This is a genomic window from Roseburia sp. AM16-25 (genome assembly GCF_003473825.1).
Taxonomy (GTDB): Bacteria; Bacillota; Clostridia; order Lachnospirales; family Lachnospiraceae; genus Pararoseburia; species Pararoseburia lenta.
The window spans coordinates 497,423-512,906 of the sequence record NZ_QUCW01000001.1 but is presented as its reverse complement, the minus strand read 5'-3'; the positions used below and the strand labels follow the sequence as shown (position 1 = coordinate 512,906).

Annotated in this window: 12 protein-coding genes; all 12 read left to right on the top strand. The window is 47.2% G+C overall.

Annotated elements, in window-relative coordinates:
* The 12 genes from DW183_RS02530 (at position 1) to DW183_RS02470 (ending at position 15,379) form a co-directional block, all read left to right on the top strand.
* Positions 1-996: an ABC transporter substrate-binding protein gene (locus tag DW183_RS02530; RefSeq protein ID WP_118280485.1), complete on the top strand. Its 996-nt coding sequence runs from the start codon at positions 1-3 to the stop codon at positions 994-996.
* A 125-nt stretch (positions 997-1,121) separates the two neighbouring features.
* A complete protein-coding gene (locus tag DW183_RS02525) occupies positions 1,122-2,612 on the top strand; it encodes a sugar ABC transporter ATP-binding protein (protein ID WP_118280484.1) in 1,491 nt (496 codons plus the stop codon).
* Between the two features lie 2 nt (positions 2,613-2,614).
* The gene (locus DW183_RS02520; RefSeq protein ID WP_118280483.1) at positions 2,615-3,703 is read left to right on the top strand and encodes an ABC transporter permease; all 1,089 of its coding nucleotides are present in this window, start codon (positions 2,615-2,617) and stop codon (positions 3,701-3,703) included.
* 1 nt (position 3,704) lies between these two features.
* Entirely contained in the window at positions 3,705-4,766 is a 1,062-nt protein-coding gene (locus tag DW183_RS02515) for an ABC transporter permease subunit (protein ID WP_118280482.1), read from the top strand.
* 151 nt (positions 4,767-4,917) lie between these two features.
* Positions 4,918-6,018, top strand: a complete 1,101-nt coding sequence (locus tag DW183_RS02510) for an ABC transporter substrate-binding protein (protein WP_243069497.1) — start codon at positions 4,918-4,920, stop codon at positions 6,016-6,018.
* A gap of 14 nt (positions 6,019-6,032) precedes the next feature.
* Entirely contained in the window at positions 6,033-7,340 is a 1,308-nt protein-coding gene (locus DW183_RS12495; protein WP_243069496.1) for a hypothetical protein, read from the top strand.
* A 38-nt stretch (positions 7,341-7,378) separates the two neighbouring features.
* Complete coding sequence (locus tag DW183_RS02495) at positions 7,379-8,449, top strand: 6-phosphofructokinase (protein ID WP_118280481.1); 1,071 nt, start codon at positions 7,379-7,381, stop codon at positions 8,447-8,449.
* 19 nt (positions 8,450-8,468) lie between these two features.
* Complete coding sequence (gene dnaX / locus DW183_RS02490) at positions 8,469-10,073, top strand: DNA polymerase III subunit gamma/tau (protein WP_118280480.1); 1,605 nt, start codon at positions 8,469-8,471, stop codon at positions 10,071-10,073.
* Positions 10,074-10,424, top strand: coding sequence for a YbaB/EbfC family nucleoid-associated protein (locus DW183_RS02485; RefSeq protein ID WP_118280479.1), 351 nt, complete (start codon positions 10,074-10,076; stop codon positions 10,422-10,424).
* A 9-nt stretch (positions 10,425-10,433) separates the two neighbouring features.
* The gene (recR, locus tag DW183_RS02480; RefSeq protein WP_118280478.1) at positions 10,434-11,030 is read left to right on the top strand and encodes a recombination mediator RecR; all 597 of its coding nucleotides are present in this window, start codon (positions 10,434-10,436) and stop codon (positions 11,028-11,030) included.
* 92 nt (positions 11,031-11,122) lie between these two features.
* Positions 11,123-12,301 carry a LysM peptidoglycan-binding domain-containing protein gene (locus DW183_RS02475; RefSeq protein ID WP_118280477.1) on the top strand — a complete coding sequence of 393 codons (1,179 nt, stop codon included), beginning with the start codon at positions 11,123-11,125 and terminating at the stop codon, positions 12,299-12,301.
* A 60-nt stretch (positions 12,302-12,361) separates the two neighbouring features.
* On the top strand, positions 12,362-15,379 hold the full coding sequence (locus DW183_RS02470; protein WP_118280476.1) for a DUF6240 domain-containing protein: 3,018 nt from the start codon (positions 12,362-12,364) through the stop codon (positions 15,377-15,379).
* Positions 15,380-15,484: the final 105 nt, after the last annotated feature.

Below are 15,484 nucleotides of genomic sequence, written 5' to 3'. Positions count from 1 at the left end.
ATGAAGAGGAAAGTTCTTGCAGCCATCTTGGCACTCACAATGGTATTTGGTTTAGCCGCTTGTGGATCTAAGGGCGCATCATCAGATGGGGGGTCATCTGATTCAGGATCAGGAGATCTGATCAAAGTAGGTATCATCAACAATGATCCTAATGAGTCTGGTTATCGTACAGCAAACGATAAGGACATGAAAGAAATGTTCACAAAGGAGAATGGATATGACGCTTCCTTTGCTTACAGTTTGAAGAACGATGAGCAGATCACAGCAGCACAGAAGTTCATTCAGGACGGTGTTGATTATCTTCTTCTTTCTGCTGCTGATACAGCAGGATGGGATTCCGTATTAAAGGATGCACAGGATGCAGGCATCAGAGTTATCTTATTCGACCGTACAATCGACGCTGATGACAGTTTATATGAAGCATCTATCGTATCTGATATGGACAAAGAAGGCGAGACAGCAGTTAATTGGTTAGCAGATCAGGGCTTAGATGAATACAATATCATCCACATTCAGGGTGTTATGGGTTCTGCAGCACAGCAGGGACGTACCGGCGCTTTGGATAAGAAGGCTAAGTCAGATGACAACTGGAACATCGTTACACAGCAGACAGCAGAGTGGAACGCAGAGAAAGCACAGCAGATCGTTCAGTCAGAGATCGACAAGGGAACAAAGTTCAATGTTATCTATGCTGAGAACGACGACATGGCTAAGGGTGCTGTAGCAGCTCTTGACAAGGCAAACATCTCTCACGGCGTTGGCAAAGATGTTATTGTTATGGGATTTGACTGCAACTCATGGGCATTGGAAGAACTCTTGAACCAGAACTGGAACTATGATGGACAGTGCAACCCTTATCAGGCATCTACCATTGATGGCATCATCAAGAAGTTAGAGGCTGGCGAGAAATTAGAAGACAAGGTAGTCATCATGGAAGAAAAGGGATTTGATGCTACAACGATCACACAGGAAGACATTGATAAGTACGGAATCTAATCTTTCCTGACAATTTAAAAATTTTGAAAATGCGTGGTGCGGCGTACGAAGATTCTACGCATGGCATCACGCATTTTTTAAAGAAAAGGAGTGAAACGCAGGTGAGTAATAAAACCATTTTGGAAATGAAACATATCAATAAATCATTTCCTGGAGTTCGCGCTTTACAGGATGTAGATTTTACATTATGTGGCGGTGAAATTCATGCTCTGATGGGCGAAAACGGAGCTGGAAAATCGACACTGATCAAGGTTTTGACAGGCGTTTATGAAAAGGACGATGGTCAGATTTTCGTAGAGGGAAATGACAAAGAAGTATCCATCCGATCACCACAGGATGCACAGAGACTGGGAATTAGTACGGTGTACCAGGAGATCACACTTTGTCCTAATTTGTCAGTAGCTGAAAACATGTACATAGGTAGAACAGAAAATATCTATCAGGACTGGAAGAAAATGAATGCGGATGCTGACAAATTATTGCGGTCTCTCGACATTCCGGCAAAGGCAACGCAGCAGCTTGCTTCTTGTTCCATCGCCGTCCAGCAGATGGTTGCCATTGCTCGTGCGGTAGATATGGACTGTAAGGTTCTGATCTTAGATGAGCCGACATCCTCTTTGGATGAGCAGGAAGTAGAAAAACTCTTTACCCTGATGCGGGATCTGAGATCCAGAGGCGTAGGCATTATCTTTGTAACCCACTTCTTGGATCAGGTATATGAGGTCTGTGACAAGATCACGGTACTGCGTGACGGCAAACTGGTAGGTCAGTATGAGATCAAAGATCTGCCGCGTGTGAAATTGGTTGCCAAGATGCTTGGTAAAGAATTGGATGATATGTCCGATATCCGCGGCGAGCAGGAGCCATACAGTGGCAAGGATGCAGACCAGATTGTATTTGAGGCAGAAGGACTTTACAGTAATGCGGGTATCAAGCCATTTGATTTCAACATCAAAAAGGGTGAAGTCAATGGATTTACCGGACTTCTGGGTTCCGGTCGAAGTGAATGTGTCAGAGCTATTTTTGGCGCCGATCATGTGCTTGGCGGAAAGGTAAAGAAGAACGGTAAGGAGATTAAGATTACAAAACCGATCGATGCCATGAAAAACGGTATTGCATACTTACCGGAGGATCGTAAGAATGACGGTATTATCGGAGATCTCTCCGTTCGGGAAAATATTATTTTTGCAATGCAGGTAATGCGTGGCTTCTTCCGTCCGCTCTCAAAGGCAGAGGCAAACAAATATGCGGAAGAATACATCAAACTTCTGGATATCAAGACAGCATCCGCTGACACACCGATCAAATCACTCTCCGGTGGTAATCAGCAGAAATGTATCTTAGCACGCTGGCTTCTGACCCATCCGGATTATCTGATCCTGGATGAGCCGACACGTGGTATCGATATCGGAACCAAGGTCGACATCCAGAAATTGGTATTGAAACTGGCTTCCGAAGGTATGAGCGTGACCTTTATTTCTTCTGAGACAGATGAAATGCTCCGTACCTGCTCCCGCCTGATCGTTATGCGTGATCGCAAGGTGGTTGGCGAACTTTCCGGAGAAGATCTGACACAGAACAAGATTATGAGTACAATCGCTGGAGGTGAAAATTAATCATGGGAAATACAGCAGTGAAAAAAACGAAAGGATCTGGATTTTTCAGTAATCTGGTAAGACAGCAGATGTTTATCCCGGTGGCAGCGCTTGTGATCCTGGCTGTGTTCAATCTGATCGCAGATCCGTCTTTCTTTAAGATCACACTTGGATACAGTAGTTCCGGGGCACCGGTCTTATCCGGTTATCTGATCACCATCTTAGACTATGGTTCAGAACTTGCCATCTTAGCGATCGGCATGACACTGGTAACGGCTGCTTCCGGCGGACAGGATATCAGTGTGGGCGCTACCGTTGCCATTGCGGGCAGTGTGATCCTGCGTGTACTTTGTGGTTCCAATTCCAGACCGGAGACACTTCGTACCTCGGTTTTGGTGGCATTCTTGGTAGCATGTCTTGTATCTATGTTATTTGGAGCATTCAACGGTGTCCTGGTAGCCCACTTTAAGATACAGCCGATGGTCGCAACCCTGATCCTATATACTGCAGGTCGTTCCATTGCAGCCTGGATCAACAACAATGAATTGCCATTGATCAGTGATCCGTCTTTTGGCTACTATGGTGGATTTTTACCGGGAATTCCGATCCCAACGCCGTTCTTTATCGCGGCTGCCTGCGTTATCATTATCGCGCTGGTATTGAAATTTACAAATTTGGGACTTTACACACAGGCTGTTGGTATCAATGAAAAGTCATCCCGCTTAAACGGTATCAACCCGACCTTTATCAAGTTCTTGAGTTTTGTTATCTTAGGACTTTGCGTTGCCGTTGTTGGTCTGATCAAGGTCAGCCGACTTTCAACGATCAACTATTCCGTTATCGCAAAGGATATTGAAATGGATGCCATTCTTGCCGTAGCACTTGGCGGTAACTCCTTAAGTGGTGGTAAGTTTAATATGGCGGCATCTATTCTGGGTGCTTATGTTATCCAGTTCTTGACAACGACCCTTTACAAATTCGATGTGCAATCCGATGCACTTCCGGCATACAAAGCGGTTGTCGTTATCTTACTGGTTGTCCTGAGTGCACCGGTTGTCCGTGAAAAACTGGCAGGTCTTGGCAAAAAATTCCGTGCAAAGGAGGTAGCATAATATGGCTAATAAGACTTCTACAGCACAAAAAGGTATTGGATACAAAATCAAAAATATGACGGATACGAATATGCTTCTGACCATCACGATCGTTATCTTTTTCCTGATGTATATTGGAGCGATCGTATTCCAGGGAGAGGGCTTTTTGAGGCCGCAGACCTTCCTTAGTATGTTAAATGCAAACGGAGCACTGATCATTACCTCCTGCGGCATGAGTTTGGTCATGATCACAGGCGGGATCGATATTTCCGTTGGTGGTGTGGTAGCACTGGTCAGCATGTGCAGTGCCGTATATCTGGATTATCATAACGGTTCCATCTTAGGGGCTGTGCTGATCTCCCTTGGTATCGGTCTTGCCTTTGGTATTGTTCAGGGCTATCTGGTAGCCTACTTAGATATCCAGCCATTTATTGTATCTTTGGCAGGTATGTTCTTTGCCAGAGGTATGACGACGATCGTCAACACCAATCCTTTCAATGTGCAAAACGAAGCATTCGTTGCATTAAAGGATACCAGAGTGATCGTTCCGGGACTGGGTTCTGTCAACAAATTAGGCAGATATGTGGATGCATATGTAGAGATCGGTGTGGTTGTAGCACTTCTGGTCGTCATCCTCATGTTTATCATGCTCCGCTGGACCAAGTTGGGACGTAGTTTCTATGCTGTTGGTGGCAACCAGCAGAGTGCACTCATGCTTGGTATCAATGTCAGAAGAACAAAGTTTTTGTCACATCTGATTTGTAGTTTGTTAGCAGGTATTGGCGGATTTGTATATTTCCTCCATGTTGGATCCGGTTCTGCTTCCCATGCCATGGGTATGGAAATGAACGCCATCGCATCTTCTATCATCGGTGGTACCATGCTGACCGGTGGTGTGGGAAATATCATCGGCACACTCTTTGGTGTACTTTCTTTGAGCACCATTCAGAATATCGTTTCTTCTGCAGGTCTGGATCAGGCTTGGTGGACAGGAATTACGATCGCCGCAATGCTCTGTCTCTTCTTAGTGATCCAGAGTGTAGTTATGGCACGTAAGAAAAAAGCACAAAGTTTAAATAAATAACCTCCTTCTTTTTTAGAAACGACATGAGAAAAGTAGAGATGAACGCATATCCGGCGTCATCTCTATTTTTCGTTTTCTTTTGGTATGGGTGTTGCGAAATTGTCGCAATTCGGAGATAATAAGAAGTGGTATTAGAAGGGGTGTTTTTACAATGAAAGGAATCAAAAAGACCAGACGCAGTATGGCAAGCCGGCTGGTTGCTGTATTTAGCGTCTTATTGTCAGCCTTTACGCTGACAACAGGCTGTGGAGATACGACGACGGCAGCGACATCACAGGATACAGAAAGTCAGGACAGCAAGCAGATCGTGATCGGTTTTTCCCAACTGGGAGCAGAGTCGGATTGGAGATCGGCCAACACCGAATCCATGAAGTCGACCTTTACCGCAGATCAGGGTTACAAGTTACTGATCGAGGATGGGCAGCAGCAACAGGCAAATCAGATCATGGCAATCCGCAAGTTCATCCAGCAGGATGTTGATTATATCGTGCTTGCCCCGGTGACGGAAACAGGTTGGGAGACCGTTTTAGAGGAGGCGCGCAGTGCCAATATCCCGGTTATTGTCATTGACCGCCAGGTGGCAGTGTCGGATCCGACACTCTTTAACTCCTGGGTGGGATCTGATTTTGAATTAGAGGCAAAAAAGGCAACCGCATGGCTGCATCAATATGCGGTCGCCAAGGGCATAGCAGAGGACAGTCTGCATATTGTCAATATTCAGGGAACGATCGGTGCATCCGCGCAGATCGGCAGGACCAAGGGCTTGCAGGATGCGGTAGTCACCTATGGCTGGAATCTTCTGGCGGAGGTGCCGGGAGAATTTACTCAGGCAAAGGGCAAGGAAGCCATGAGCACGCTGCTCAAGCAGTATGATGACATCAATGTTGTCTATTGTGAGAATGACAATGAAGCATTCGGAGCCATTGAGGCGATCGAGGATGCCGGCTATCATGTGGGGTCGGATATCGCGGCAGGTGATATCATGGTCATGTCTTTTGACGGCGTGAATAAAGAAGTTTTATCCTATCTTTTACAAGATAAGATCTCCTATGTGGGAGAATGTAATCCCAATCAGGGACCAAAGGTACAAAATCTGATACAGACCCTAGAAGCAGGCAAGACACCGGATAAGTATTCCTATATGGAAGAGCATGCATTTGCGCATGATGCTACCGTACCGTCTGTAGAGGTAGATGGGCAGATGTATCCGGTCACTGTGATGACCAAGGACAAACTAAAAGAGTATAAGTAAGGAAGTGTGTTTCTATGAAGATTTTTGAAAATCTGGATGAGATCAAACAAAAGGCAAAGGGATTAGAAGAAAAGGTGGGGCAGACCATCGGGGATATCGAGGAAAAGATCGGACAGAGCGTCGAGGTGGTGGAAACCAAGGTCGATCTGCCTGAGATCAATTTTAACCACTCGGATGTCAGTCGAAATAAATTCATGCTGCATGGAAAACTGGCAGAACAGGGCTTTGACTGGTGGTGGCATTCCTTTACAGCCCACCATAGCAAGACCGGAGAGGAGAGAGCCTTTTTTGTAGAGTTCTTTACGATCAACCCGGCACTTGGCGGGGAAGAAGCCATTTTAGGGCAGACCGAGGAAAATCAAAAAAAGCAGGTCAAGCCTTCTTATATGATGGTCAAGGTCGGTAGCTGGGGAGAACATCCAATACAGCTGCACCGCTTCTTCGCATGGGATGAGGTGACGGTCAAGGAGGACGCCCCTTACCTGATCAGTGCAGACAACTGTTTCTGCTCTGAGACAAGAACGCTTGGTATGGTGGACGTGACCGAAGAAGAATGTCAGGCGCATCCGGAATATATGTCAGATGCTGGCAAGATGTATTGGGATCTGACCATGGACAAAAAACTGACGTTTAATGTAGGTTATGGCGCCAGCGAACCACTTCGCGATGCAGAGGCCTTTGAGATGTTCTGGCATTGTGAGGGCATGAAGACTGCCTTCGAGGGAAAAGTCGTATTAAATGGCGAAGAGTATATCGTTTCCAAGGAAGATTCCTATGGATATGCAGATAAAAACTGGGGCAGGGATTTCACAAGCCCTTGGGTATGGTTGGCGAGCAGTGATCTGACCAGCAAGACGACCGGAGAAAAATTAAAGGACTCCGCATTTGTGATCGGTGGTGGCAGACCAAAGGTAGGACCGGTCGCTATGGAGAATAAATTACTTGGAGCCATGTGGTATGAGGGCGAGCCGTTTGAATTTAATTTTTCTAAGGTATGGACGCTGACCAAGACGAAGTTTAAATGTAAAGAGACAAAGCATCATGTCGTATGGCGTGTTGTGCAGGAAACACCGATGTCAAAAATGTGTACGGAGATCGCCTGCAAAAAGGATCAGATGCTTTTTATCAATTATGAAGCACCGGATGGCAGCAAGCGCCATGACCATCTGTGGAATGGCGGCAATGGCAGTGGTACGATCAAGTTATATCGCAAGCATCTGCGCCTGAACAAGGATGGGGCAAAGCCAAAGTGGGAGTGGGAACTGGTCGATGAGATTGCAGTTGCCCATGCAGGCTGTGAATATGGTGAGTACAACAAGTAAATAATACAGACAGATCAAAAAGAAAGGATGGGGTACGAATGAAAATTGGAATGTTGACGAGCGGTGGCGACTGCCAGGCACTCAATGCCGCAATGCGAGGTGTGGTCAAGGGACTCAGTGAGAACGACAAAGACTTGGAAGTATATGGCTTCTATGATGGCTACAAGGGCTTGATCTATGGAAATTACCGCCTGCTGTCAAGCAAGGATTTTTCAGGTATCCTTACGGTGGGAGGAACGATCTTAGGATCATCCAGACAGCCTTTCAAACAGATGCGGATTCCGGATGAGAATGGTCTGGATAAGGTCGAGGCAATGAAAGAGACTTACTATAAACTCAATCTGGATTGTCTGGTCATTCTGGGGGGCAATGGTACACAAAAGACAGCCAATCTTTTGCGTGAGGAAGGGCTGAATGTGATCCATCTTCCAAAGACCATTGACAATGACATCTATGGAACGGATGTGACCTTTGGATTTCAGAGTGCCATCAATGTCGCCTGCAATGCGATCGACTGTATTCATACCACCGCGGCTTCCCACAACCGTGTCTTTATCGTGGAGGTTATGGGACATAAGGTCGGCTGGCTGACCCTTTATGCCGGTGTGGCATCCGGGGCAGATATTATTTTGTTACCGGAGATCCCATATGATATTGATAAGGTGATCGAGGCGATCGATAAACGCCATCAGGCAGGCAAGGGCTTTACGATCTTAGCGGTAGCGGAAGGCGCGATCTCCAAGGAGGATGCAGCACTTTCCAAAAAGGAATGGAAGAAAAAGAGAGAAAATTCACCATATCCGTCCGTTTCTTATGAGATCGCCAAACTGATCGGAGACCGTACCGGTTCAGAGGCAAGGGTGACAGTGCCGGGACATACACAGCGGGGCGGCAGTCCTTGTCCGTATGACCGGGTGCTTTGTACGAGACTGGGATCTGCGGCAGCTCAGGCGATCCTGGAAAAAGATTATGGCTATATGATCGCTATGATCGATGGGCAGACAAAGCGTGTTCCGCTGGAAGATGTGGCGGGCAAACTTAAGATGGTAGATCCTGACTGCCAGATGATTCAGGAAGCAAAGCGGATCGGCATCAGTTTTGGTGATTAGGAAGTAAGAGGTGTAGAGGATGTCTTATACGGCATTATATCGTAAATTCAGACCACAGGATTTTGAGGATGTAAAGGGGCAGGATCATATTGTGACAGCCTTAAAAAATCAGGTCAAAGCCAATCGGCTGGGGCATGCCTATCTCTTTACCGGGACGAGAGGAACCGGTAAAACGACGGTTGCAAAGATCCTGGCAAAGGCAGTCAACTGTGAGCATCCGGTGGATGGCAGTCCCTGCAATGAATGTGAGACCTGTAAACGTATCGCGGAAGGCAGCAGCATGAACGTATTTGAGATCGATGCGGCTTCCAACAACAGTGTGTCAAATATCCGAGATATCGTAGAAGAAGTGGCATATTCACCGACAGAGGGCAAGTACAAAGTCTATATCATCGATGAGGTACATATGCTTTCTGCAAGTGCTTTTGCGGCTCTTTTAAAGACTTTGGAGGAGCCACCGGCATATGTGATCTTTATTCTGGCAACAACAGAAGTGCATATGATTCCGATCACGATCTTATCCCGCTGTCAGCGTTATGATTTCCGGCGGATCTCCATTGATACTATTGCAGGACGTTTGCAGGAGTTGATGGTCAAGGAGAATATCTCTGTAGAGGATAAGGCATTGCGCTATGTGGCAAAGGCGGCAGACGGTTCTATGCGTGATGCCCTAAGTCTTTTAGACCAGTGTATCGCTTTTTATCTGGGCGAAAACCTGACCTATGATAAGGTATTGCAGGTGCTGGGGGCTGTGGATAATGAGATCTTTAGCCAACTGCTCCGCCATGTCTTACAGCATGATGTCACAGGTGCGATCGGTGTCTTGGAAGAGATGGTCGTACAGGGCAGGGATCTAAACCAGTTCGTTATCGAATTTACCTGGTATATGCGCAATCTTATGTTGGTAAAAAGCGATACAAATATGGAAGATGTGCTTGAAGTTTCCAGTGAACATATGGCATTATTAAAGGAAGAGGCAGCTATGGTAGGGGATGAGACGCTGATGCGTTATGTCCGTATTTTCTCGGAACTGTCCAACCAGATACGCCAGTCATCACAGAAACGTGTGTTGATCGAGATCGCACTGATCAAATTGTGCCGACCGCAGATGGAACAGGATTACGAGGCGATCGTAGATCGTTTGGATGTGGTAGAGCACAAGATCGAGGAGGGCGTTCCAGTCATGGTGCAGCAGGCAAGTGCAGGAACCGTCAATCCGGGGCTATCTGGGGCAGGAGCATCTGTCGTGCAGAAAAAAGACCTGCCGGATGCTATGCCGGAAGAAGTGCAGAAATTGTGCCGTGAGTGGAAACAGATCGTTTCCGGTTCCAGCGGACTTTTGCGGCAGGCACTTTTAAGTGCTTATCCGACGGTCAATGAGCAAAATCAACTTATGCTCGTCTATGACGAGCCACCAGGAGCCAAGAGTATCAATAGTTCGATCTTAGCCAGCGAAGATACGATGGCAGATCTAGAGGCTATGGTGGAAGAAGCGATCGGTAAACATGTGCCGATCGTTGTGAAAGTCAATACATCAAGTGCGGCAAGCAGCCAGTTATATACCAATGCGGTAGATTATTTTGCAAAGGTCGCAAATATTGAAATTGAAGAGGAGGACTTTTAAATGGCAAGAAGAGGTGGAGGATTCCCAGGCGGTGGTGGCATGGGTAATATGAACAACCTTATGAAACAGGCGCAGAAGATGCAGCGTCAGATGGAAGAAGCATCTAAGGCATTAGAGGAAGAAGAACTGACAGCAACCGCAGGTGGCGGTGTCGTAGAAGTGACAGTTTCCGGCAAGAAGGAGATCACAAAGATCAAGTTATCCGAGGAAGTCGTAGATCCGGATGATATCGAGACTCTGGAAGATCTGATCATGGCAGCGACCAATGAGGCACTTCGTCAGATGGACGAAAAGGCACAGACACAGATGTCGAAAATAACCGGAGGCATGGGTGGCGGATTACCATTCTAAGCAGAGTACATGGATTATTATAGCAAGCAGATCACAAAACTGATCGCAGAGTTATCTACATTGCCGGGCATTGGTGCAAAGTCGGCGCAGCGTCTGGCCTTTCATATTCTTGATATGCCTACAGAAGAAGTAGAAGATCTGGCAAATGCCATGGTCAGTGCCCGAAAGGGTGTCCACTACTGTAAGCAGTGCTATACGCTGACAGATGATGAGATCTGTCCGATCTGTAGCAATCCTGCCAGAGATCAAAAGGTGATCATGGTCGTAGAGGATACCAAGGATCTGGCGGCATATGAAAAGACCGGTAAATACGAGGGCGTTTATCATGTCCTGCATGGTGCCATATCACCTATGCAGGGGATCGGACCGGCAGACATCAAGTTAAAAGAATTGATGCAGCGTCTGCAGGGAGATGTAGATGAAGTTATCATAGCAACCAATTCCAGTCTGGAGGGCGAGACGACAGCAATGTATATCAGCAAACTGATCAAGCCGACAGGCATCAAGGTATCGCGTATCGCGAGCGGTGTTCCTGTAGGGGGCGATCTGGAGTACATTGATGAAGTGACCCTGCTACGTGCGCTGGAGGGCAGAACAGAGTTATAAGATCATCGGGAGAAATCCCGGTGATTTTTTTGTGTAATTTCTACATTTTTCTTCGCGGGGGTGTGGTAGCGTGAAGAAAAAAGGAGACCGTTATGATAGAAATAGTAAAAGAACCCACACCCGTAGAAAAAGTAGTTGAGGAACCAAGAAATGTAAGACAGATCGGAACTTTGCCAAAAGATGCCCGCGTGTACGTGGAAGATTATGTGTATCGTTTTTTACATGGAAGCAGTCGCCAGAAGAAACGGTATGCTTTTATTTTGCTAGGAGAGATCCGTCAGGGAGGGCAGCAGCCCAATTTATACATAAAAGGCGCTATGGAACTGGAACAGATCAGTTTCGGAGGCGGTATGCCGGTCTTTTCCGAGGATATCTGGGATCGGATATACCGGCAGGTCAGAAATTATTTCCCCCAGTGGAGTATCTTAGGTTGGGCAATGCAGTGCCTGGGCGAGCCGACCCGGATGGAGGACATCCAAAAGATCTGTAGCCGTCATTTTCCGGGGGATCATGGCAATGTCCTATTGTATGATGCCTATGGAGAATGGGAAAAACTTTACATGGATCGCCATGGTATCATGGAGGAGGTAAGCGGATTTTTTGTCTACTATGAAAAGAATACCCTGATGAGTACCTATCTCAGTGAGTATCATGGAAAAAAAGAGCAGATGGCAAAGCGGGCAGATCTGGATGAAATGGATCGTTTCCTTTTGCATGACGAGAAGCGATATGACGAGGAAATCCGGCAGGATCGAGAGGCACTGGCGAGGTATCGGTCTTATATGAATGACCGCAGGGGAAGCGGAAAAAGCCAGATGTCTAAAGTGGCGGTATCGGTTGCCCTGGTCGTTATGATCCTGCTGTCCGGCGTACTCTTTCAAAATTATACCAAGTTAAACGAGATGCAAAAGACGGTCGCGTCACTGGGTGGCAGTAGTGATGATGCCAGCAACCAGATGATAGAGGAGACCATCAGCAAGGGAGCAGAGGAACTGGCAAAAGCGGATGGATCGCAGGAGGCACAGGACGATAGCGGGGGGAGTCAAACGACCGAAAACGCGACGGCAAGTGCTTCTGCCGAGGCAAATAACAGCACAACGACGAACGTATATCTGCAGCAGGGCTATTATATTGTAGAACAGGGAGATAAGTTGACGGATATCAGCAGAAAAGTCTACGGAACAGAAGATATGGTCAGACAGATCTGTCAAAAAAATAATATCGAAAACGGAGATCATATTTGTGCCGGAGATAAATTGCTCCTGCCTTAAAAGGTCAAGTTTTACCCACAGACGACCGAAATATAATACAACAGATAAAGGAGGCAGTGCATGCAACTGGAGCAGATTGGAAGAAAAGACATCATAGAGCAGGTAGGAAAGGTTGATGGAAAAGCGACTACCACAGATGCCGCGCAAAGTGAGCAAAAGATCGCTAAGGAAAAATTGCGCAGCATCTCGGTCAATAACCCTTTTTACAATAAAAATGATCTGAAAGAAAAGACTATGGCAGAGAAAATGGAAGAACAGTTGGCACAGGGAACGGATGCCAGTCTTTTACATAACCAGATGGCAGTCTATGCCCAGACGATTTCGGACAAGGACTACGAAAAAATGCAGGAGGAGGGATTTTCTCCTATGCATATGGAAGCACACACCATTGTGACCGTGACAGATCGTATTAAGGTTGCTATGGCAAAAGGCGGTGCGGATATTTCCCGGATGGGCGGTATTTCGGATGCCAAGTTGGAGGCTATGAGTGACAGTGCGGGACAAAAAGTCCAGTTGGAATATGCGCTGGAAAATTCCGATCTTCCGGTGGAGGAGGATACGCTTGCGGCAGGACAGATCGCAATGACCAAGACGCAGGAGATGGATGGTCAGCTGTCCTTGGGGGCTGCCTGCTATATGTTAAAAAATGACTTGTCTCCGACTATTGATCATGTCTATCAGGCGTATTTTTCCGGTGGAACGGAAAGTGGGGTGGCAGACGATATGGAGGCTTTGCCAAAAGATCTGCAAGCCCAGTTGGAGACCATGCTTACGGATGCAGGCATGGAGGCTTCCGATGAAAACCTGACTTATTGCAATTATCTGATCAAAAATCAGATCCCGGTCACTACAGAAAATCTGACCTATATGGCAAAGTTGTTAGAACTGCCTTTGAATCAGGAGAGCGGCGCTACAGCAGAACAGATCGCAGATGCCGTAGCAGAAGGCAAGGAGCCGGGGGATGCCATGCTTTTATCGGACTACAGTCTGATGGGGCAGGCAAAAGATCTGTATGCGAAACAGATGAAAGAACTGGATGCGATCACAAGCACGAGACAGATGCAGGAAGCAAGGCTTCTGATGAGTGTGGAGGCGAATTACAGTCTTTTGAAAAAGGGCATTGCGATGGATATCATGTCGATCGAGGAGACGGTAGATGCCCTCAAGTCTTTGGAAGAAGAATATGTAAAGCAGATGCTTTCCGTGGATGATCCGGAGCAGACAGCGGAGAATGTTGCCGTTTATCAGGATTACAGAGAGGCACAGGAGACGCTTGGCAGTGCACCGGCAGCATTCTTAGCGCAGATACCGGCAGTGGAGGAAATGACCCTGCGCCAGGTGAGCGCAGAGGCGGGAAAGGTATCTGCTGCATTTGAAAGTGCTGAGAGCCGCTACGAGACGGTCTGGACAGAACCGAGAAAAGATCTGGGAGACTCCATACAAAAGGCATTTGCCAATGTGGATGATATTTTGCAGGATCAGGGCATGGAACTGACCGAGGAAAACCGCCGTGCCGTGCGTATTCTGGCATATAATGAGATGAATCTGACCGAAGAAAATATCCAAAAGGTGCGCCAGTCCGATATGGCAGTGCAGAAAATGTTCCGGGCGATGAAGCCGGCCAGTGTCATGGAAATGATCCGACAGGGGCATAACCCGCTGGATCTGACGGTAAAAGATCTGACCGATCTGGCGGAAGATCTTTCCGGTCAAGGGGAATCCAAGACCGGACAGGACAGCGATGAGTATGCAAAGTTTTTGTGGAAATTAGAGCAGACCGGTGACATCAGTCAGGAGGAGCGCGACAGTTACATTGGCATTTACCGTATGATCTATCAGGTGGAAGCGGGCGATGGTGCCGCGATCGGAGCCTTGATGATGCAGGGAAAAGATGTGACCCTGCGCAATCTCATGACGGCAGTGCGGTCAACCAAACATAGCGGACAGGAATATGCGGTCGATGATTCCTTTGGGCAGGTGGACTCTTTTGACCGGGCATCCCTTTCCATCACTGAGCAGGCAGAGATGGCATTTCAGGCAAATTGCCTGTATGAGGCAAAAGATACCATGACACCGGTCAAGATGAAGCAGTTTGAAAGTCAGGACGCTTACATGGATCTAACACCGGAGCAGTTCAAATCCCAACTGGATATTATTGAGGCAATGCGCCTGGCACCGCAGGAGACATTAAGCGGGCAGGATGCGGCTTATGTTAAGGAAGAAGAAGCGGTCGAGGAGATGGCGCGGGAGCAGACCAGACAAGAGGTGGCAGAGGCATTAAAGAGCGAGGAAGCCGTTTATCAGATGCTTGATAAATATGACCTGCCACAGACACCGGCTTTTCTGAGCGGTATTTCGGAAATGCTTAAGGACCGCAATAGCGTCTATCGCAATTTACAGAGATTTGCTTCCGGCGACAGTCAGGATATATCCGCAAAGCAGATTTCGGATCTGATCGAAGATTTGATCGAGGAATACGGCGAAGCCTGCAAGACACCAAAGGAAATGGCAGATGCCCAGCATAAATTAGAGGAAACCGCAGAGAAGGTCATGAAAAATATGCTGGTGGAAAAAGATGTGACCTCGATCGATGTGCGTGGCATGAAACTTGTCATGACTCAGATCCAGGCATTGGGACAGATGGGAGAGCAGAGCGAGACCTATAATATTCCGATTCTTGTGGAAGACAAACTGGGCAATCTTTCCCTCAAGATCGTGCGTGGAAGCGAGGAGAAAGGTCTGGTCGATGTGGCACTGGATATGGACGAAAGCGGTGCTGTCTCTGCAAGTTTCCGCTATGAAAATGGTCAGATCTCGGGCGATGTGGCTTTTGAAAAGGAGGATATCGCCGGACTGTTTTCAGATCATATGCCATATTTAGCCAATGCTATGCGTGAGGAAACCGGTCTGCCGGTATCTTTTGCTTACGCTGCGGATGCCGGGACCAATGTAGATGATTTCTATGAAAAGGAAGACGCAGATTTTGCTGTGACAAAAGAGCAGGACGCGGTTTCGACCAAGGTCTTATACGGGATCGCGCGGAGTTTTGTAGCAGAGGTGGCAGAACTTTTGTCTTAAGGATGGACCTGCAAAAATCAGCAAGGATCGGTTAAGTTGCAGGGCAGATAACCGATATAAAAAGTGTGACAAAGGATTGTCCGCTTTAAACCCCGCATGGATGCG

What these genes read in the sequence shown, in the direction of transcription:
- DW183_RS02495 (WP_118280481.1), top strand. Translation starts at nt 7,379, where the DNA reads ATGAAAATTGGAATGTTGACGAGCGGTGGCGACTGCCAGGCACTCAAT.
- DW183_RS02470 (WP_118280476.1), top strand. Translation starts at nt 12,362, where the DNA reads ATGCAACTGGAGCAGATTGGAAGAAAAGACATCATAGAGCAGGTAGGA.
- DW183_RS02515 (WP_118280482.1), top strand. Translation starts at nt 3,705, where the DNA reads ATGGCTAATAAGACTTCTACAGCACAAAAAGGTATTGGATACAAAATC.
- DW183_RS02520 (WP_118280483.1), top strand. Translation starts at nt 2,615, where the DNA reads ATGGGAAATACAGCAGTGAAAAAAACGAAAGGATCTGGATTTTTCAGT.
- DW183_RS02485 (WP_118280479.1), top strand. Translation starts at nt 10,074, where the DNA reads ATGGCAAGAAGAGGTGGAGGATTCCCAGGCGGTGGTGGCATGGGTAAT.
- DW183_RS12495 (WP_243069496.1), top strand. Translation starts at nt 6,033, where the DNA reads ATGAAGATTTTTGAAAATCTGGATGAGATCAAACAAAAGGCAAAGGGA.
- DW183_RS02510 (WP_243069497.1), top strand. Translation starts at nt 4,918, where the DNA reads ATGAAAGGAATCAAAAAGACCAGACGCAGTATGGCAAGCCGGCTGGTT.
- dnaX (WP_118280480.1), top strand. Translation starts at nt 8,469, where the DNA reads ATGTCTTATACGGCATTATATCGTAAATTCAGACCACAGGATTTTGAG.
- recR (WP_118280478.1), top strand. Translation starts at nt 10,434, where the DNA reads ATGGATTATTATAGCAAGCAGATCACAAAACTGATCGCAGAGTTATCT.
- DW183_RS02530 (WP_118280485.1), top strand. Translation starts at nt 1, where the DNA reads ATGAAGAGGAAAGTTCTTGCAGCCATCTTGGCACTCACAATGGTATTT.
- DW183_RS02525 (WP_118280484.1), top strand. Translation starts at nt 1,122, where the DNA reads ATGAAACATATCAATAAATCATTTCCTGGAGTTCGCGCTTTACAGGAT.
- DW183_RS02475 (WP_118280477.1), top strand. Translation starts at nt 11,123, where the DNA reads ATGATAGAAATAGTAAAAGAACCCACACCCGTAGAAAAAGTAGTTGAG.